4 protein-coding genes are annotated in these 21,983 nt (G+C 62.9%); 2 read left to right on the top strand and 2 right to left on the bottom strand.

Annotated features, from left to right (window positions below; genetic code table 11):
* Positions 1-27: 27 nt before the first annotated feature.
* A complete protein-coding gene (locus L6R21_24925) occupies positions 28-13,506 on the bottom strand; it encodes an SDR family NAD(P)-dependent oxidoreductase (protein ID MCK6562456.1) in 13,479 nt (4,492 codons plus the stop codon).
* A gap of 249 nt (positions 13,507-13,755) precedes the next feature.
* Complete coding sequence (locus L6R21_24920; protein MCK6562455.1) at positions 13,756-20,502, bottom strand: type I polyketide synthase; 6,747 nt, start codon at positions 20,500-20,502, stop codon at positions 13,756-13,758.
* A gap of 142 nt (positions 20,503-20,644) precedes the next feature.
* Here L6R21_24920 and L6R21_24915 point away from each other — a divergent pair, with 142 nt between their 5' ends.
* Entirely contained in the window at positions 20,645-21,079 is a 435-nt protein-coding gene (locus L6R21_24915; GenBank protein MCK6562454.1) for a hypothetical protein, read from the top strand.
* The gene (locus L6R21_24910; protein MCK6562453.1) at positions 21,051-21,695 is read left to right on the top strand and encodes a nucleotidyl transferase AbiEii/AbiGii toxin family protein; all 645 of its coding nucleotides are present in this window, start codon (positions 21,051-21,053) and stop codon (positions 21,693-21,695) included. The genes L6R21_24915 and L6R21_24910 overlap by 29 nt, the downstream gene beginning before the upstream one ends.
* Positions 21,696-21,983 lie beyond the last annotated feature (288 nt).

Here is a 21,983-nt window from a genome sequence, read left to right as displayed (position 1 = left end):
GCGATTCCTTCGGTATGAAAGTCCAGCTCACTTCAGGAGATTTTCCAATTCCGCGATTTCGGCGTCGATCGAGGCCGCCAGCTCATCTTCGGAGAGCTGCTTGATCTGCTCGACCACGGCAGCGGGTTGACCGCCGGCAGCAGGTTGCTTGCCGTCCGGCGGTTTGAACTCGAGCGCCAGCACTTCGCGGCCGAGGTAATTCGTCAACGCCGCGAGATTGGGGTGATCATACAGCAACGTCGCGGGCAGCGTGCGGCCCACCAGCGCGCTCAAGGCATTGCGCAACTCGACGGCCATCAACGAATCCATGCCCAGTTCGTTGAGTGATTGCCGGCCGTTGAGTGTCTCGGCGGGATTGAGGCCGAGCACGCGAATGATCTGCTCGTGAATGTGCGCAGCGAGCAGTTCTTCTCTCTCTTCCGCCGCACTCTCGGCGAGGCGGCGCAACAGCTCCGGCTCGCTTGCTGCCGAAGTGCTGCCAGTTTTCTGGGCAATCAGCGTCAGCAACGGCGGAACCTGGCCGCCGGAAATCTTTTGCAGAAAGAGCCGCCAATCCATCGCCAGCACGAGGCGCTGACTGCTACGGCTGAACAGCATGTTCTCCAGAATCTGCAGGCCCTGCGCCGGCGCAATCAAGTTGAGGCCTTGCGCTGCCATGCGCTCCTGTTCGGCGTTGCTCAAATTCGCGGCCATGCCGATCTCCGCCCACGGCCCCCAGTTGAGGCTCACCGCAGGCAGACCCAGGTTGCGGCGATGATGCGCGAGTCCATCGAGAAAAGCATTGGCAGCGGCGTAGTTGCTTTGACCCGGTGAACCGAGCACCGCGGCAGTCGAAGAGAAGAGCACGAAGAAATCCAACTGAAGATGGGCGGTGCCGCGATGCAGATTCCACGCGCCTGCCACTTTCGGCATCATGACTTTCTCGAAGCGCGGCCAACTCTGCTGCGATATCACGGCATCGTCCAGCACACCGGCGGCGTGAATGAGGCCGCGCAACGGCGGCAAACCGGCCTGCGCCATTTCCGCGAGCAGGCGTTGCACTTCTCCCGGCAACGCCACGTCGCCGACGAGGGGCAACACGCGCGCGCCGCTCTCTTCCAGCCTTTTGATGACCGCGGCTGCTTCGGCAGTGGGACTGCGCCGCCCAACCAACACGAGATGGCGGGCGCCTTTTTCCACCAGCCATTCCGCGACTCTCAAACCCAATGCCCCCATTCCGCCGGTGACTAGATAACTCGCCTTCCCCTCAATTGCCTCTTGCCTCTTGCCCTTTGCTTCTTGCCCCTTGCCTTTTGCCCCTTGCTCCACCACCACTTTGCCGATGTGTTTCGCCTGCGCCATGTAGCGAAAGGCGGCCACCGCTTCGTCGGGCGCAAAGGTTTTCACCGGCAGCGGTTTGAGCGAACCGTCTCGAAAACCGGCGAGCAGCTCGCGATACATGGCCTGAATCAAAGCCGGCTGCGTGAGCATCACTTCGCCGAGATCATAGGCCCAGTAGGAAACATCCGGCCGGGCTTGCGCGGCTTGTTCCGGGCTCCAGATGCCGCGTTTGCCAATCTCCAAAAACCGGCCATTGGCGGCCAGCACCGCGAAACTCCTGGGAATGAAATCATCAGCCAGCGAATTCAAAACAATGTCAACGCCTCGCCCGGCAGTGGCGGCCTGCACTTGCTCGGCGAATTCGAGCGTGCGCGAATTCATCACCTGCGCCACGCCGAGCGACTTGAGAAAATCCCACTTGCCGGTGCTGGCCGTGCCGAAGACTTGCGCGCCCGCGCGCAACGCGAGCTGCACCGCGGCCACGCCCACGCCACCGGCAGCGGAATGAATCAGCACGCGTTCGCCCGCTTTGATTTTGGCGAGATGATGCAGGCCGTAATAGGCCGTCAAAAACACCAGCGGAATAGTGGCGGCCTCGACAAAACCCAAGCCCGTGGGTTTGGCTGCCACCCACACCGCGCGCGTCGTGGTGAACGTGCCGAAACAGCCGGAACTGAGCGCGATCACTTCATCACCGGGTTTGAATTCATTCACGCCCTCGCCCACCGCGGTAATGACGCCGGCGCATTCAAAGCCGATGGGCGCCGAGGCGCCGGGATACATGCCCAGCACGATCAGCACGTCACGGAAATTCAACCCGGTGGCATGAATGCGAATCTCGACTTCGCCGGGCTGCGGCGGCCGGCGCAGCACCGGCTGATAGCGCAGGCCATCGAGAATGCCGGGCATGGTGACTTGGAGCTGTTCCGCGGTTTCGGCCGCCGGCAGAGAAGCGCCGGGGCTGGCGGCAACAGGCTGTTCCGTACGCTCTTCACTCTGTGCCAACCGCGCCACATAGCGCTCGCCGTTGCGATAAGCGACTTGGTCTTCCCCGCTATTGGCGGCCAACTCGCGGCTGAGCGCATACATGACGGACGCAGCGCTCTCCGCGCCGGCCGAGGGTTGCGTCTGCTCAGCAGGAATCGGATCAAGATCAACACAGACATTGCGCAACTCCGGATGCTCCGCTGCCAGCGCGCGCCGGAATCCCCACAGCGCGGACGCGGTGCAGTCGAGCGATTCATTATCGCGTACCGGTTGCGCGCCGAAGGTCACAAACCACAAGCGCGTGCGGCCGGCCTCGTTGTGTTTGAGCACGGCCTGCGTGAGATGCAACGCGCTGCCGCACAGCACGCGTTGTGCCGCCATCACCTGTGCGGGCGTTGCTGCGGGGGCAAGCCCGGCCTCACGGCTCCAGAGATGCACGATGCCGTCGCACTGCTTGCCGAGCAGCAGGCGCTCGAACTCCTCAACGCGCGAGGGATCGAGATGCCACTGGCCGTTGCGTGCCACCGCGAGACCAGCGTCGAGAAAAGCGAGTTCGCAATTCGCGCCCTGCGCCTGAAGCTGGGCAGCGAGCGCCGCACCGGCGCCGTGGCGATCAGCGAGAATCAACCATTGCGTTCCGGCAATCTGGCCGGGTGCGTCGCCGGACAGCGGCTGCGGCTGCCAGCGCAATTCATAAAGTCGAGGCGCAGTGTGCTGGGGCTGCAGCCGCGCGAGCGCCGCACGTTTGACGCGCTTGAGCTCGAGGGCGCCGAGCGCAGCGATCACCTCACCGCTGGCATCGAGCCATTGCACTTCACCCTGCAGACTGTCGTTGCCGGCCGCCGGCGGTGTTTGAATCCTGGCGTGCGTCCATTGCGGCACAGCACCCGGCCGAAACACACGGTACTGGCCCAGGGTCACCGGCAGAAAACTCTCGCCCTCGCTGGTTTGCGCTTGCTCCGCCAGGGCCGCGCCCAACAACTGCAGACCGCCGTCCAACAGCGCGGGATGCAAATGATATTCGCCCTCCAACTTCTCCGGCAAGGCGAGGCGGCCCAGCGCTTCATTTTCGCCGCGCAGAATTTGCTCCAGGCAGAGAAAGCTTCTGCCGTATTGCATGCCGTTGTGCTGCAACTGGCGGTAGAATTCTGGCGCCGCCAGCGGCGTCGTGCAAGCCGCCTGCACTTCCGGCAGCGCGCGTCGCGGTGCGGCCGTGTCCGGCAGCGCGCGTCTGATTGAACCGGAGGCGTGCAGCCGCCAGGTCTCTGCCGTATTTTGCTGCGCCACCGGCAAACTGAAAACCTGGAAGGTGAAACCGCCGGCTTCCCCTGCTTGCAGCGCCACCTGCAACGCGGTTTCTTCGTTCTCGGACAGAATCAACGGCGCATGAATCGTCAGGTGCTCGAGCAGCGGCGGATCGAGCTGCGCCTGCCGGGCGGCAGCGATGATCATTTCCAGATAAGCCGTTGCGGGAAACACCACCGCGCCATAAACGCGATGCCCATCCAGAAAAGGTATGTGCGCCAGGCTCACGACCGACTCGAAGACAGGGTCTTTGAGCAGCGGCGAACGCAGGCGCTGGCCGAGCAGAGGATGCCCTCCGGCGGCAGGCAAAGGCCGTGCGGTGACCGCCGGCGTTTTGCGCTCGTCACACCAATAGCGTTCACGTTGAAAGGGATAGGTCGGCAACGCCAGCCGAGGCCGCGGCCGATCGCCAAACAGACCCTGCCAATTCACATTGCAGCCGATCACAAAAAGCTGGCCGAGACTCTTGAGCATCTGCGCCTTCTCAGGCTGGCCTTTGCGCAGGGAAGGAATCCAGGTGGCGGCAGCAGCCTGAGCCTCGGACAGGCATTTCGCGGCCATGCCCAGCAGCACGGGCGCGGGCCCGATTTCCACAAAGTGCTTGATGCCAAGGTCGTGCAGCGTTTGCATGGAAGGGAGGAAGCGCACCACCTCGCGCAGGTGGCGGCGCCAATAGACGCCCGGAGGCAGGCCGGCGCCGGGGTGCCCGTCTTCGCCGGGGGCCGGTTGCTCGGGGCGCAAATCAAGCTGCAGCGGTTGCGCCGTGAGGTTGGAGATCACCGGAATCTGCGCCTCGTGAAACTCGATCTCCGCAACCACTTGCGCAAAGGCCTCGAGCATCGGCTCCATCAGCGGCGAATGAAAGGCATGCGAAACCGTCAAAGCCTTGCTCTTGATGCCTGACGCTTCGAAAGAGGAGACGAGGGCAGCCACAGCTTCCTGCTCACCGGAGATCACGATGTTCTGCGGCCCGTTGATCGCGGCGATGGCGACTTGGCCGGCGGCGGATGCCACCGCCTCTGCCACGCGCGCTTCCTCCGCGAAGACCGCGACCATGGCGCCGTTGTGCGGCAGGGCCTGCATCAAACGGCCGCGCGCCGCAATCAACTTCAAGCCATCAGCGAGACTGAGCATGCCGGCCACGCAAGCGGCGACGTATTCGCCCACGCTGTGGCCCATCACCACCGCCGGGGTGATGCCCCAGGATTTCCACAACTCGGCCAGCGCATACTCCAGCGCAAACAGTGCCGGCTGGGTGTAGGCGGTTTGATGAAGCCAGTGGTCAGTGGCCACTGATGACTGATCACTGCTCACTGATGACTGCTCACTGACAACTGGTGATTGTTGCTCGAACAGCACGGACAGCAAGGATTTTTCCAAATGCGGCCGCAACAGCTCGTCACATTTCTCCAGCGCCGCGCGAAACACCGGCTGCGTTTCGTAAAGCTCACGCCCCATGCCGGGGTATTGTGAACCCTGGCCGGTAAACAAGAAGGCAAGCCTGGGTGCCTCCTGGGCGCGGCCGGTGATCACGTGCGGTGCGGACTTGCCGTCCGCCAGGATCGCCAACTGCGGTTGCATTTGTTCGTGGTTGCCGGCGACCATGGCGGCACGATACTCGAATTGCGTGCGGGTCCTGGCCGCCGCCTGACACAGGTCCGGCAGGCTCAGCTCGCGGTGCCGCTCCAGAAAGATTCCATACCGCTGTGCCAATTGCCGCAGCGCGCTTTCGCTCTTTGCCGAAATGGTCAACAGGTGCGAATCATTCGCCGCCGCAGAAGTTTCCGGAGACGCAACGATCACTCCCCCAGCCTCTCCCTCTCCCGGCCTCACCGCCGCCCACTCCTGCAAGATCACGTGCGCATTGGTGCCGCTGAAGCCAAACGAGCTGACGCCCGCCAAGCGCACACCGCCGTTGCGTGACCACGATTGCGACGTCACCGGGATCACCGCGGGAATCTCCTGCAGCGAGATGAGAGGATTCAATTTGGTAAAATGCAGGTGTGCCGGAATCTCGCCGTGCTGCAAGGCCAGCACGACCTTGATTAATCCGGCAATGCCGGCCGCGGCCTCGAGATGGCCGAAATTGGTTTTGACCGAGCCGAGCACGAGGGGATGATCGGCGTCCCGGCCCTCGCGCAACACATTGCCGAGCGCGCGCACTTCGATGGGATCGCCCAGCGAGGTGCCGGTGCCGTGCGCTTCGAGATACTGCACTTCGTGCGGAGCCACGCCCGCGTTGGCGAGCGCCGCGCGCATCACCGCTTCCTGCGCCGGGCCGTTGGGCGCGGTCAAACCGTTGCTGCGGCCGTCTTGATTGACCGCCGAGCCGCGAATGATCGCGAGAATGTTGTCGCCGTCGGCCTGCGCCTGTGACAAGCGCTTGAGCACGATCATGCCGCAGCCTTCGCCGCGCACGTAACCATCCGCGGCCGCGTCGAAAGTCTTGCAACGGCCATCAGCCGCCAGCATGCGTGCGCGCGAAAAATTGATGGTGGCCTCGGGCGTGAGGATGAGATTCACGCCGCCCGCCAACGCGAGATCACATTCACCGCGGCGCAGACTGTTGCAGGCAAGGTGCACGGATACCAGCGAGGAAGAACAAGCGGTGTCCACCGCCAGGCTGGGCCCCTGCAGACCGAAGGTGTACGACAGCCGTCCCGAGGCCACGCTGAAGGCATTGCCGGTGCCGGCATAGGCGTCGATGCTGGCGGCATCGAGGCGCTTGAGCAGAAGCTGGGAATAGTCCGTGCCGCTGATGCCGACGAACACACCGGTCTGACTGCCCATTATGGTTTCCGGCACCAGGCCCGCGTGTTCGAGCGCCTCCCACGTCACTTCGAGCAGCAGGCGCTGCTGCGGATCCATGCTGACGGCTTCGCGCGGCGTGATGCTGAAGAAGCGCGCATCGAACTTGTCCACCTCGCGCAGGAAGCCGCCTTTGCGCACGTACATTTTGCCGGGCGCATCGGGATTGGGATCGTAGTATGCGTCGATGTTCCAGCGTTCGGCCGGCACTTCGCTCACACCTTCGCGGGCCTCGTGCAGCAATTGCCAAAACGAGGCCGCACCGTCCGCGCCGCCGGGAAAGCGGCAACCCAAGCCGATGATCGCAATCGCTTCGTCGGCGGCCACGGCTTTCCTTTCCGCTTTGGCCGGTGCCGGCGCCGCACTGAACACGAAGACTTTCTCCAGCAGATAATCCGCCAGCGCTTTGACGGTGGGATAATCATAGAGCAGAGTCGCGGGCAGCTCGCGGCCCACGGAATTGCCAATGGCATTGCGCAGCTCGACCGCCATGAGGGAATCCATGCCCAGTTCCTGCAGTGGCTGCTGCAAACCGATGGCCTCAAGAGAATGCAAACCGAGCACGCGGGCAACCAGCGCGCGCACGTGTGTCACCATGAGACCCGGCCGTTCTGCGGGCTGGGCCGCTTCCAAGCGCTGTTGGAATTCATTGGTGGAAACCGGCGCGGCCGCCTTTTCCGCCGGCCGGCTTGACATTTCGCCGGCGATCGCACGCAACACGGGCGGAACTTTGCCGGCAGCAAACTGCAAGAGAAATTTGCGCCAGTGCACCGGCAGAACGCCGATCTGGGCCTCGTCGCGGCCGAGCAACTCTGCGAGAATCCGCAAGCCCTGGCTGGGCGCGATCGTGCCCATGCCCTGACTCGCGAGACGTTGCTGCTCTTTGCTGCCGAGATTGGCAGCCATTCCCACTTCCGCCCAGGGTCCCCAATCAACACTCAAGGCCGGCAGGCCGAGAGCACGGCGATAGTGCGCCAAGCCGTCGAGAAAGGCGTTGGCGGCAGCGTAGTTGCCCTGACCAGCCGCGCCGAGCAGCGCCGAAGTGGAGGAGAACAGCACGAAGAAATCAAGCGCCATTCCGAGCGTGGCCGTGTGCAGATTCCACGCGCCGGAGACTTTGGGCGCGAACACTTTCGCAAAGCGCGGCCAGTTCTGCTGCAACAACACGCCGTCTTCCAGCACACCGGCGGCATGAAAGATTCCGCGCAGCGGCGGCAGGCCGGCTTGCACCATTTTCTGAAGAATGCGCTGCACTTCCTCCGCCGACGCAACATCAGCGGCAACGGTCATGATGCGGGCGCCGTCTGCTTCCAGTTTTTGAATCACAGCCGCGGCCGCAGCGCTGGGCGCACGCCGGCCCACCAGCACGAGATGGCGGGCGCCCTTCTCCACCAACCATTCGGCAACTTTCAGACCCAACGCGCCCATCCCGCCGGTGATGAGATAACTAGCCTCCGCATCAATTGCCCCTTGCCCCCTGCCCCTTGCCTCTTGCTCCTTGCCCTTTGCCCCTTGCTCCACCACCACCTTGCCCACGTGCTTCGCCTGCGCCATGTAGCGAAACGCGTCCAGCGTTTGTTCGCGGGAAAAAACTTTCACGGGCGGCGGTTTGAGCGTGCCCGCTTCGAATCCGGCGAGCAGCTCGCGATACATTTTCTGCAGCAGTGCCGGGTCTTCCAGCATCACCACGCCGAGATCATAGACCCAGTAGGAAACATCACGGCGCAGCGCCGCCACCTGCTCGTTGCTCCACACCCCGCGCTTGCCGATCTCCAGAAACCGGCCGTGCGGCGCGAGAATCGCCAGACTTTTGGGAATGAACTCGTGCGCCAGCGAATTGAGAACGATATCAACGCCCGCGCCCTGAGTGGCCTGCAACACTTGCTCGGCAAACGCCAGGGTGCGAGAATTCATGATGTGCGTCACGCCCTGCGCTTTGAGAAAATCCCATTTGCCCGGACTGGCGGTGCCGAACACTTCAGCGCCGGCACGCTGGGCCAACTGCAGCGCGGCCTGACCGACGCCGCCGGCCGCGGCATGAATCAAGACGCGCTCGCCGGCCTTGATTCCCGCAAGTTGATGCAAGCCGTAGTACGCGGTAAGAAAAGTGATGGGAATGGCAGCGGCTTCGGCGAAACTCAAAGCGGCGGGCTTGGGCGCAATCCAATCCGCGCGCGTGGTGAGATGCGTGGTGAAGCAACCGGCGCCCAGCGCGATGACGGCCTCGCCGATCGCGTAATTCGTCACGCCCTCTCCCACGGCCACGATGAGGCCGGCGCATTCGCCGCCCACCGGCCCGGGATCACCGGGATACATGCCGAGCGCGTTGAGCACGTCGCGAAAATTCAAACCCGTGGCCTGCACCTCGATCTCGACTTCGCCGGGACCGGGCTGGCGCCGCGCCACCGGTTGATAACTGAGATGGTCGAGCACGCCCCGCTTGCTGATCAACAACTGCAGGGCTTGCTCCGGCGCAATTGCCGGCCGTGTTTGCGCCGCCGGCTGCTCGCGCTTGGCCCGGCGCGCATCGATCTTCACCAGGCGGCCGAGGTGGCGCACGTTGCCGCGATAAGCAATCTGATCCTCGTCGTCGTCGCGCAGAAGCTCCTGCACCAACAACGGCACATTCTCTTCATTGGGAAATCCTTCGACCGGCGCATCGCCGCTGGCGGCAGCGAGATTGCCTGCCATGCCGGGATCGAGATCCACGCGTTTGCAGCGCAGCTCCGGATGCTCGGCAGCAATCGTGCGGCCGAGTCCCCACAACGCTGAGGGTACCACGGCCACGGCTGCGTTGTTTGCGCCCACCGGCTGGCTGCCGCCGGTCACCAACCACAATTGCGGCAGCGGCGCAGCGGTGAGGCGAGCCAGCGCCTGCACCAAAAACAAGGCGCCGCCGCAAACGTGCGCGCTCTGCGCCTCCAGTTCCGCAACCGGCAGCTCAGGCCGCACCACGTTCTCCAAACCCCAAAGATAGATCACGCCACGCCACGGCCGGCCGGCAGATTCCTGCAGGACGCGGAGAAAATCCTCGGGCCGGGCAGGATCGATTTCGAAATGTCCATCGTCGCGGCGGCGGTAGCACGCGCCGGCAAAAACCAGCGTGCCGTGTTCGCCGCGACTTTGCAGTTGGTCCAAAAGTTTGGCGCCAAAGCCGTGCCGATCGGCAAAGAGCAGCCAGGCCTCGCCACGGCCGGCCGCGGGCGCGGTGCTGAGCGGCTGCGGCTGCCAGTGCAAACGATGGAGCCAATCCGGCAGCTTGTCGGTCAGCGCACGCTGCAGCGCGGCGGCCGCGGTGCGCTTGAGATGCAAGCCGAGAATCTCGGCGGCGAGGCGGCCGGCTTCATCATAAACGAAAAGATCGCCGGTGAGAGTTTCGGGCGAGTCATTCTCCTGCCGGTGCAGACGGGCGTGACTCCACACCCGGCCGTGGCCCTTGCCATGCAGCCGAAACCGCTCGACGCGAATCGGCAGATAGGTTTCGCCGGTCGCAGTCGCGCCTTGATTCAGGCAGGCGCCGAGCACTTGCAAACAGGCATCGAGCAAGGCGGGATGAAGATGATGCGTCTCCGCCTCGGCGGCGAGCGCGGTCGGCAGATGCACCGCGGCTATCGCTTCCTGCTCGCCGCGCCAAAGCTGGGTGATGCCGCGAAATTGCGGTCCGTATTCCACGCCGCTGTGCTGCATGTTGTCGTAGAAGTCTGCCGCCGGCAACTCCGTGCGGCAGCGGCCGCGAATCGCCGCCAGCGTGTCGGCCGCGGCGTCCGCCGTTTCAGACGAAATCGGCACGAGCCGGCCTTGGGCATGCAGACTCCAGGCGTTGTCTTCACTGCTGAAGCTGTAGATTTGAAAGGGAGTCTCCGCTTGCTCGCCGCGCAGCAGAACGGTCTGCACGCGGCGGCTGCCCTCTTCCTCGAGCAACAGCGGCGCTTGAATCAACAATTCCGCAACTTCGCAAGCCTGGCCGCCCAGGGCTTCTGCTGCAGCGGCTTGCGCCAATTCCAAATAGGCAGTGGCGGGAAACACCGCCACGCCGTGCACACGATGATCGTCGAGATAGCTTTGGCGCCGTGTGCCGATCTCCGCCGCGAAAATCACGTTGTCGGCCAGAGCTACCGGCAGCCGAGCGCCGAGCAGGGGATGGGAGGCGGCAATATCGGACGCCGCAAGGGCAGCGGGACCCTCGGCTTTTGCCCGGCGCTCGTCGATCCAGTACCGCTCGCGTTGAAACGGATAAGTGGGCAGCGGCACTCGCCGGCCACCGCGTTCGCGATGCAAGGCGGACCAGTTTACCTCGACGCCGTTCACGTAGAGCGTGGCCAGGTTCTTGAGAATCTCCGGCCAGTCTTCCTGGCCTTTGCGCAGGGACGGCACCCATGTTCCGTAATTCGCCGGCACGCAGGCCTTGGCCATGCCCAACAACGTCGGGTTCGGCCCGAGCTCGAGAAAAACCTGGCAGCCCATTTCCTGGAGCGTGTGCAGCGAAGCGGCAAAGCGCACGGCCTCGCGCACGTGACGGCGCCAGTAGATCTGCGGATTGGGAAAAGCGCCGGATTGATGCGCGACCGGCGCCGAACCCGCCTGCCACGATTCGATTTCGAGACGCCGTCCGGTGACATTGGAAATCAGCGGCACGCGCGGCGGCTGGAAAGCAATCTCAGCGGCGATCCGCTCGAAGGCATCGAGCATCGGCTCCATCAACGGCGAATGAAAGGCGTGCGAAACCGTCAAAGCCTTGCTTTTGATCCCTTCGGCCTCGAGCGCTTTGACGATCGCGGCCACCGCCTCCTGCTCGCCGGAGATCACCACGTTCTGCGGCCCGTTGATCGCGGCGATATCGACCTGCTCTTGAAAGGGAATGAGGGCCTGCGCGACTTTGAATTCGTTGGTGAACACCGCCACCATTGCGCCCGCCGGCGGCAACGCCTGCATCAAACGGCCGCGCGCCGCAATCAATTTCAACGCGTCTTCGAGGCTGAGCATGCCCGCCACACAAGCGGCAACGTATTCGCCCACGCTGTGCCCCATCACCACGCTGGGCTTGATGCCCCAGGCTTTCCACATCTCCGCCAGCGCATACTCCAGCGCAAACAGCGCCGGCTGGGTGTAAGCGGTTTGATGAAGCCAGTGATCAGTGAGCAGTGAGCGGTGGTCAGCAGGCAGTGAGGACTGATCACTGACAACTGATGACTGATTACTGAACAGAACCGAGAGCAGCGGCTTTTCCAAATGCGGCCGCAGCAGTTCGTCACATTTCTCCAAAGTGGCGCGAAACACGGGCTGCGTTTCATAAAGCTGACGGCCCATGCCGGGATATTGCGCGCCCTGACCGGTGAAGAGAAACGCGAGCTTCGGTCCGCCGGTGGCTGCTTCCGCGCTCACCCCGGTGATGACATTCGGCGCGGGCTGGCCCGCCGCAAAGGCCGCGAGTTTTTCCCGCAGTTGCTCCGCTGATTCCGCAGTAACCGCCAGGCGATGTGCCCAATGTGCGCGGCCGGTGTTGGCGGTGAAAGTAACATCTGCCAACGACGGCGCCTCGGGCGCGGCCAAATGACGCTCGTAGCGCTGCGCCAGCTCACGCAACGCGGTGTCGTTCTTGGCAGAAAGGGTCAAAATCTGCAGTCCATTCCGGGCCGCATCCTCCAACGAAACCCTCACAGGTTCCCCCTCCCCCTCTCCCGATCTCACCGCCTCCCACTCCTGCAGCACGACATGCGCATTCGTGCCGCTGAATCCAAACGAGCTGACGCCGGCAATGCGCTCGCCCGGTTGCGCCTGCCATGGCTGCAGTTTGGTAGGAATGGTCACTGGGATTTCGTCCCAGGGAATGTGCGGGCTGGGGTTCTTGAAATGCAGATGCGGCGGAATCTGGCGGTGTTGCAGCGCCAGCACGACTTTCAGCAGTCCGGCAATGCCGGCCGCGGCTTCGAGATGTCCGAAGTTGGTTTTGGCGGAGCCGACGAGCAGCGGTTGCGCGCTGGAACGGCTGCGACACAGCGCCGCAGCCAGCGCCCGCATTTCGATGGGATCACCCAGCGGCGTGCCGGTGCCGTGCGCGTCAACATACCCCACCTGCAGCGGATCGAGGCCGGCGTCGGCGAGCGCGGCGCGGATGACCGCCTGCTGCGCCTGGCCGTTGGGCACGGTGAGGCCGCTGCTGCGGCCGTCATGATTGATTGCCGTGCCGCGAATGACGGCATGAATGTGATCGCCGTCCGCCACAGCCTGCGCCAGCCGCTTGAGCACGATCACGCCGCAGCCTTCGCCGCGGCCGTAGCCGTCGGCGGCGGCGTCGAAGGTTTTGCAGCGGCCGTCCGGCGAAATCGCGCGCATGCGGGTGAAATAGACGTTCGGCTCGGGAATCAAAATCAAGTTCACGCCGGCGGCAATCGCCATCGGTGACTTGCCGCTGCGCAAACTCTCGCAGGCGAGATGCACGGCCACCAGCGACGAGGAGCAGGCAGTATCCACCGCGAAGTTGGGACCGTGCAGGCCGAGCAAATAAGACAACCGGCCGGCAGCCACGCAAAACGCGCCGCCGGTGCCGGTGTAGGGATCGATGTAGCTCGGATCGTTGTCGCGCTTGAGGTAATGCGCAAAATCATTGGTGCTGATGCCGACAAACACGCCGGCCGCACTGCCCGCCAGCTTGTCCGGAGCATAACCGGCATTCTCCAAAGCCTCCCAGGTCACCTCCAGCAGCATGCGCTGCTGCGGATCCATACTCGCCGCCTCGCGCGGCGCGATGCCGAAGAATTGCGGATCGAACTTGTCGATGTCGCTGACGAACGAACCGTGGCGCGTGTACATCTTGCCGGGCGCCTCGGGATCGGGATCATAGTAAGCCTCGACGTCCCAGCGGTCTGCCGGGATTTCGCTGACCGCATCGATGCCGTTTGCGAGCAGATGCCAATAACTTCGGCGGTCGCGCACGCCGCCGGGCAGCCGGCAGGCCAGACCGACGATCGCAATCGGTTCTTTCTTCGCCTGCTCCAGGGCTTCGAGCTTGGCCCGCATGTCCTTCACGGCGAACAATGCGCGCCGCAGAGCGTCTTGATCGGGAGAATGCTTGGGAGGGTTGCTCATGCTTGATGTCGTTGCAAAGATGCTGTGCTTCCGCCATTACCCTGCGATTTCAATCGTAGGCGTTTTTGACTTTCTGATTCTTGGGTTTGTACTATTTGAATGAATCGAATCTCGCCACCGCGCAATGCCATTGCGCCTTGGCCGCCCTGGTCACTTCCACCAAGAAACTGCGACTTGAATCGCAGCAGACTCACAACCGAAAAACAACCACCTCCTCCCCTCCAGCCGGCTGGCATCACAGGCCGCAGGCTAATACCCCGCCCCCTCCAATTCCTGCAACAGCGACTCTTCCAATTCCTCCCCCGAAAGATGCTCGAGCGTCTCTGCACCCGTCGCAGCGCTGCCATTTCCGTTTGCGGACTCTGCCGCCTCCGCCGTCGCCACCGCCAGCACTTCAGTGGCGAGAAATTTCGTCAGCGCCGCGATGGTCGGATACTCGAATGCCAAAGTCGAGGGCAGGGTTTTCCCCAAGCTGGCGCGCAAGCGATTGCTCAGTTCCACCGCCATCAGCGAATCCATGCCGAGCTCCGTCAATCCTTGCTGCAGCTCCGGCGCTGGCGCGCCTTCGAGTCCCAACACTTTGACCACCTGCTCGCGCACGTGAGCGGTCAGCAGCTCGAGGCGCTCCGCGGGTGTGGCTTTGTCCAACTCCTGCAGGATCGTGGCTGCTTGCTCCGGCGCTTTGAAATGCTTGGGATCAATGCGGGTCTGCTTGGCAATTTCGGCATAGAGCGGCGGCTCCTGGCCCGGCACAAAGCGCTGCAGGAACTGCTGCCAGGCCATCGGCATCACCGCCACTTGCGTGCGGCCGCTCGCGAGCAACTGCGCCAGCACGTGCACCCCTTGCTCGGGCGCGATCAAACTCAAACCCGTGCCGCTCATCTTCTGTTCGCCGCGCTTGCCCAAGCCGGTGACCATGCCGCCCTCTGCCCACGCGCCCCAGTTGATGCTCAGAGCCGGCAGCCCCTGCCAGCGGCGATAATGCGCCAGACCATCCAGAAAGGCGTTGGCGGCGGCATAGTTGCTCTGGCCGGTTGCGCCGAACACAGCGGCGATCGAGGAGAACATCACGAAGAAGTCCAGCGGCAAGTGGCGGGTGGCGCGATGCAGATGCCAGGCGCCGTTCATCTTGGGCGCCAGCACGTTCGCAAAGCGCGGCCAATCCTGCTGCAGCAGAATGCCGTCAGCCAGCACGCCGGCGGAATGCACGATGCCGCGCAACGGTGGCGCACTCGTGGCGAGGATTCGTTTAACTTCGTCTTCCCGGCTGATGTCGGCCTGCGCGATCGTGATCTTTGCTCCCGCCTGCTCCATCTCCGCAATCGCGCGGCTCGCTTCCGATGAGGGAGCCGAGCGCCCCACCAGCACCAAATGCCGTGCGCCTTGTTCCACCATCCACCTGGCTACCTGCAAACCCAACGCGCCCATGCCGCCGGTAATGAGATAACTGGCGTGCGCCCTAATTGCCCCTTGCCCCTCGCCCCTTGCCTCTTGCCCCTCGTCCCTCGCCTGCTCCGTCTGGGTCAAAACGACTTTGCCGATGTGCCGGGCCTGCGCCATGTAGCGATATGCGCTCACTGCCTCGGCCAGCGGAAAGGAAGTCGCGGGCAGGGGATGAAGCTCGCCGCGGCCGAAGGCCTCGCACAATTCCAGAAACTGCTGCCGAATCAGCGCGGGTTGCGCGTGCACGGTTTCGCCGAGATAGATGATGTGGTAGGACACTTCCGGATACTGCGCCTTGACGCTGTCGGCGTTCCACACGTCAGTCTTGCCGATCTCCAAAAAGCGGCCACCCCGCCGCAGCAGCGATAGGCTGTGGGGAATGAATTCTCCCGCCAGCGAATTCAACACCAGATCGACGCCTTCGCCGTTGGTGCGCTGCCGGATCTGCTCGGCGAAATCGAGCGTGCGTGAGCTGAAAATGTGCTGCACGCCCAGCGCCCGCAAATAGGCATGCTTCTCCGGACTGCCTGCCGTCGCAAAAATCTCTGCACCGGCGCGCTGCGCGAGCTGTACCGCGGCCAGCCCCACGCCGCCGGCTGCCGCATGAATCAACACCCGCTCGCCGGCCTGCATTTTCCCGAGATGATGCAGAGCATGATAGGCCGTGAGAAAAGTGATCGGCAGCGTGGCCGCCTCTGCGAGACTGAGCCGCGCCGGCTTGGGCACCACGAAAGCCGCCTCGGTGGTGACGTGAGTCGCAAAGGTGTCCGCGGCCAACGCCATCACTTCCTCACCGACTGCCAGGCCGGTCACGCCTTCGCCCAACGCCACGATCCGGCCGACGCATTCGTTGCCGAGCGGGCCGGGATCGCCGGGATACATGCCGAGCGCGTTGAGCACGTCGCGGAAATTCAAACCCGTGGCGAGCACGCGGATTTCCACTTCGCCGCGTTGCAGCGGCCGCCGCGTCAACGGTACAAGTTGGAGATTTTCCAAAATACCGCGCTTGGTAATCTCCAACTTGACCGGACGCTCCTCTAATACCGAATCCCGAAGCGAGCGGGATTCGTGACTTTCAAGCTGAGCGCGCCGCAGCCGCGCGACGTAGCGCCGGCCGCTGCGCCAGGCAATTTGATTTTCAGCACTCGCCGCCAAACACTCGTCCGCAAGCTGCTGCAGCGCAGGCGCAGTTGCTGTTTGTCCGGCACCAGGATCGAGATCGATCCGGCTGCAACGCAACGCCGGATGTTCGAGATCGATCACGTTGCCGAGTCCCCACAACGGCATTTGCACAGCCGCCGGCGGTTCGGCTTCCTCGCTGACACGGTGGGCACCAGCCGTAACCAGCCACAGGCGCGGCGCAGCCGCGAGCTTTGCGCCCGCGATGGCCTGCACCAACGACATCACGCTGCCGCAGAGAAGTTGCTCGGCCGCCTGCAGCGCGATCGCTTCCGTGTTTTCATCAATGCCGGACGGCAGACTCCACAGATGCACCACCCCGCGCCAGTTGGGCTCGCTCGCCAGTCCGCTTTCCTGCAGCAAGCGTTCGAAATCAGCCCGCTGCGCCGGATTGACGCACCAGTGCGCCGGCTGCCGTCGTTCGAATTCTTCCCCGGCGGAAACGAGAATGCAGGTTTGCTGTTGGCGTTCCAGACATTCCACCAGAGCCTTGCCGGCGCCATTGGCCTCGGTCAAAATCAGCCAAACGCCCGGCGGTGCCGGCGCAGCCGCCGGCGCTTCTGCCAATGTCTGCGGCTGCCAGTGGATTTCGTACAGCCAGTTGTCGAGCTTCTGCGGCGCGCGCTGCATCGCCGCCGGGGTCACGCGTTTGCAGCGCAAGCCCTCGAGGCTCGCGACCAGGGCACCGGCCTCGTCGAACAGGTGCAGATCGCAAACCAGCGCTTGCTCGCTCCGGCCCGGCCGCAATCGCGCATGACACCACGCTTCCTGCCATTGCGTGCGATAAAGCCGCAGCCGCTCGCAACCCGCCGGCATGTAGATTCTCTGCTCATCCTTGTGACTGTCATCGAATGCCGCGGCACCCAGCAATTGCAGGCAGCCATCGAGCAGCGCCGGATGCAGGTGAAAATTGTTCGTGGCGGTTCCGGCCGGCAGTTGCACGTGTCCCAGGGCTTCGCCTGCGCCGCGTTGGATCGCAGTCAACCCGCGGAAGCTCGGACCGTAATCGACTCCCAATTCGCTAAAGCGTCGATAGTATTCCTCCACATCCAACTGATGCGGGCAGCGCGCGAGAATTTGCTCGCGTGCGATGCTTTCAGCAGGAGGGTTCACCCCGCTCGACAGAATCGTGCCCTCGGCGTGCAGCTTCCACTTGCCGGCGCCGCCGCTTTCGCTCAGGCTGCAAATTTGAAAAGTAAACTTGCCTTCCGCCGGCGGCGAGAGAATCAATTGCACGATTGCGGATTTGTCTTCCGCCACCAGCAAAGCTTCATGAATACTCATCTGCTCCAGCACAGGAGGCACCTCGCCCAGCGCTTCGGCAGCCGCGGCCAGCGCCATTTCAACATAAGCCGCCGCGGGAAAAACTGCGGTCCCATAAAATTGATGGTCGCGCAAGAACTCGTGCGTTTGCAGACTGATCTCGGTCTCGAATTGCATCTCTTTCACAGCGGACCGCAAACGCTCGCCCAGCAGCGGATGCCCTGCCCCTTGTGCCTTGCCTCTTGCCCCTCGCGCCTTGCCCCGCTCTGCGGCCTTGGCCCAATAGCGGCTGCGTTGAAACGGATAAGTCGGCAGGATGACGCGGCGGCGAGCATAATCGCGGTCGCAGCGCGCCCAATCTACATTCACGCCGTGAACATACAGGCCGGCGAGCGAATCCAGCATGGTTTGCCAATCGGCACGGCCCTGGCGCAGCGAGGGCAGCCACAAGCCTGAGCCTTCGGGCAGGCAGCGCTGCCCCATGCTCAGCAAAGTCGGGCTGGGGCCAATTTCGAGAAAGATTCGGCAGCCCTGCTGCTGCAGCGCCGCCATGGCCTCGGCAAAGCGCACCGCGCCGCGCACGTGGCGGCGCCAGTACTGCGCGTTGGTGACTTCATCTTCGGCCACGAGCTTGCCGGTGAGATTGGAAATCAAACCGATGCGCGGCGCAGCATACTCGATTTCCGCCGCGATCCGTTCGAACTCCTCCAGCATCGGGTCCATCAAAGGCGAATGAAAGGCATGTGAGACGGTCAGTTGTTTGCTCTTGACGCCCGCGCTGTCGAATTGCGCGACCAGTTCCGCCACTGCCGCAGCTTCGCCTGAGATGACGATGTTGGTGGGACCATTGATCGCGCCAATGTCAACACGGTCCACAAACGGCGCCAGCGCTGCGCGCACGGCCGCTTCTTCGGCAAACACCGCCACCATCGCGCCGTTGCGCGGCAGCGCCTGCATCAGCCGGCCACGGGCCGCGATCAATTTCAAACCGTCTTCCAAACTGAACACGCCCGCGACGCACGCCGCCACGTATTCGCCCACGCTGTGGCCCATCACCAGCGCTGGTGTCACGCCCCAGGCGCGCCACAACTCCGCGAGCGCATATTCCAGCGCAAACAACGCGGGCTGCGTATAGGCGGTTTGATGCAGCCAGTGAGCAGTGATCGGTGATCGGTGATCAGCCGGCCGGCGTGACTGATCACCGGCCACTGTTGACTGATCACTGGTCACTGTTGACTGATCATTGGCCACTGCTGACTGATCACTGAACAACACAGAGAGCAGCGGCTGTTCAAGATGCGCCCGCAAAATTTCATCGCAGCGGTCGAGCGTCCGGCGGAAACTCGGCTGGGTCTCGTAGAGCTGACGGCCCATGTTGAGATATTGCGCGCCCTGTCCGGTGAACAGAAGCGCGATTTCCGGCCGCTGGCTCTCATCGACTTTGCCCAAATGTAAACCGGCGGGCATTTGTCCGGCGGAGAAAGCCGCCAGTTTCTCCCGCGCCGTCGTGAGCGCCTCCGCCGTCACGGCCAACCGGTGAGTGAAATGGCCGCGCCCCGCATTTGCCGTGAAACATAGGTCGCCGAGCGCCGCCGCGTCATTCTCCGCAAAATGGCGCGCATAGCGGCCCGCCAACGCCTTGAGCGCCGCTTCGCTCTTTGCCGAAAGGGTGAGCAGATGCAGCGGCCGATCGACCTGGCTCGTCTCCTCGGCCGGTGGGCGCGCCGGGGCTTCCTCCAGAATGACGTGCACGTTGGTGCCGCTGAAACCGAACGAGCTTACGCCCGCCAGGCGGCGCTGGTTGGGCGGCAGGGGCCAGGGCATGGCCTCGGTCACGACTTTGATCGGCAGCTTGTCCCACGCGATGTAGGGATTCAGTTTGCGCACATGCAGGCTCGGCGGCAGTTCACGCTGCTGCAGCGCCAGCACGGTTTTGATGAAACCCGCAATGCCGGCGGCAGCTTCGAGGTGGCCGATGTTGGATTTCACCGCGCCGATCAACAGAGGATGCTCGGGCGAACGGTCCGCGCCGAACACCGCGCCCAGCGACTGCACTTCGATGGGATCACCCAGCGAGGTGCCGGTGCCGTGCGTTTCGAGATAGGAAATGTCACCGGGTTGCAGGCCGGACTTCGCCAGCGCTTCGCGAATCACGGCTTGCTGCGCCGCGGTGTTGGGGGCGGTCAGGCCGCTGCTGCGGCCATCCTGGTTGGCGGCGGTGCCGCGAATGAGGGCGAGGATGTCGTCGTGGTTGGCGAGGGCATCGGACAGGCGTTTGAGCACGACCATGCCGCAGCCTTCCGCGCGCACGTAACCATCGGCGGAGGCGTCGAAGGTTTTGCAGCGGCCGTCGGGCGAGAGCATGCGCGCCTGCGAAGCGGTGATGATGCCGTCCGGCGAGAGAATCACATTCACGCCGCCGGCCAGCGCCATATCACTTTCGCCCAGACGCAGGCTTTGGCAGGCAAGATGCAAAGCGGTAAGCGAGGCCGAGCAGGCGGTGTCAACGGAAACGCTCGGGCCTTGCAGGCCGAGCAAATAGGAAATCCGGCCGGAGGCAATGCTGTGCGCCACACCCGCGCCGAAGTAGGTGTCGATGTAATCCCGCTCGCCGGAGGAGGATTGCAGATGCGAGTAATCGTTGCCGCTGATGCCGAGGTAAACGCCGGTGCGTGAGCCGGCGAGTTTTGCCGGCGCCTGGCCGGCGTGCTCCAACGCCTCCCAGGTCACCTCCAACAGCAAGCGCTGCTGCGGGTCCATGCTCACCGCTTCGCGCGGCGCAATGCCGAAGAATTGCGGATCGAAACGATCGACGCCATCGACGAAGCCGGCGCGGCGCGTGTACATCTTGCCGGGAACACTGGGATCGGGATCGTAATGCTCGTCCACGTTCCAGCGCTCCGGCGGAATTTCAGTGATGCCATCGACACCCGCGCGCAGCAAGCGCCAGAAGCTTTCCGGATCATTGGCGCCGTTGGGAAAGCGGCAGCTCATGCCGATCACGGCGATCGGCTCATGGAGCCGGTCGAGCCGGGCTTGCAGGTCGTCGATTTTCAACAACGCGCGTTTGAGCAGCTCGCGCTGGTCTTTGGGTTGAGCGGGAATACTCATTCAGGTTCCTCAATCAACGCCGGGCGAAACAGGCTGGAATCTCCAGCGGACGTATCGACCCGGCGGTGAATCCGACCAAGTCGGTTCAATATTCAATCAACAACCGGACAGGAATTCAAGGGCGGCCGGTGAAAACAAAGAATTGCAACAAATTCTCGCTTGGCATATATTGAAACTGGTCACGCCATATTTGCGGCCCGAGCGGCTGGCCGATAGAACAACCGTGCAGAAGGGAATCGTCGTGAATGCCAAAACCGAACATGCGTTGCTCGATCTCTCCCGCGACGACATCGTCCCATATTTCATGTGGGACTATCGCTACACGGTCGGCCAGATCAAGGAGATGCTCGCGACCGGCGAGGAGTCCAAGAAGATTTGGCTGATGGCCAAAATTCTGCGCGACGCGCGCTATGCCGATGTTTGGAAATTCATCACTCTCGAGAATTTTCTCGCCTACCGCGAACGCCTGCTGCCGCGCCTGGGCCGCGAGCGAAAGTTTTGGGAGTTCATGTACACGCAATGGCTGGCACATGGCATCGTCAAACCGGATGAACATTCTGAGCCCACTGCAAAGTAGCTTCCTGGAAGCCTTCTTTCAGATGACTGATGCTTACTATCTGACGGGCGGCACAGCGTTGAGTGCATACTATTTGTATCACCGCTACTCCGAAGATCTTGATCTCTTCACTCAAGACGATGACGCTTTTCAAGCTGCTGATGCCATAACCAGCAGAGCGTGCCGGGAACTCAAGATTGCTTTCACGCCGGTGCGTGTCACATCCTACTTCAAACATTTTCGCGTTGGCACCCCCGAAGACCCGTTGACATTACATTTCTCGCGGGACTATGCCGCATCAATCAAGCCGCCTACTCGATTCGGAAACGTGCTGGTCGATTCCATAGAGGACATCACCGCCAACAAGATCTGCGCAGCGTTGGGGCGAACCGAAATCAAAGACTTGCTCGATCTCTATTTTCTCGATCTGGCTGGCTGCACGGTGCCGAAGTACTTTGAACTCGCACAGCAAAAAGACGCCGGCCTCTCATTGGAAGTGCTCGCCTATACGTTGAGCCAATTTGAGCTTCACGAAATCCCAGCCTTCATGCTCAAGCCGGTCACCATCGAGGCATTGCAGTCATTCCAAAAAAACACGATTACATGGCTGATCGAGAGATCCGCGCCCACATTGTAGTCACGGAGAAGGGCGAGTTTGCGCATGACTGCCGATCAGGCCAGCATATCTCAAGTCAGGATTCGATATCTGCGATTACCGTTCCACTCGATCTCACCAGTCTTCCTCCTAATATTGCAGTACATTTCGCACATTGCGCTGCCACTTGGGTATTGATGAAGCTGGAGCTTGAGGCTCATAGTCTTCCTCATCGAGATCAAGATTGTGCTCAATCAGCCGATAAATGCCCCGTATGTCCTGCCACTGCCCTCTGGGCATATGGCGTTCAATGCATTCCCATATTTGTGG

The sequence above is a fragment of the bacterium genome, assembly GCA_023150945.1.
Classification (GTDB): Bacteria; Zhuqueibacterota; Zhuqueibacteria; order Zhuqueibacterales; family Zhuqueibacteraceae; genus Coneutiohabitans.
The sequence above is the reverse complement of the archived record's forward strand: the minus strand, read 5'-3'. Positions and strand labels throughout refer to the sequence as shown.

Excerpts from the sequence above, each read along its gene's own strand:
- L6R21_24925 (MCK6562456.1), bottom strand. The coding sequence starts at position 13,506 with ATGAGCAACCCTCCCAAGCATTCTCCCGATCAAGACGCTCTGCGGCGC.
- L6R21_24920 (MCK6562455.1), bottom strand. The coding sequence starts at position 20,502 with ATGAGTATTCCCGCTCAACCCAAAGACCAGCGCGAGCTGCTCAAACGC.
- L6R21_24910 (MCK6562453.1), top strand. The coding sequence starts at position 21,051 with ATGAACATTCTGAGCCCACTGCAAAGTAGCTTCCTGGAAGCCTTCTTT.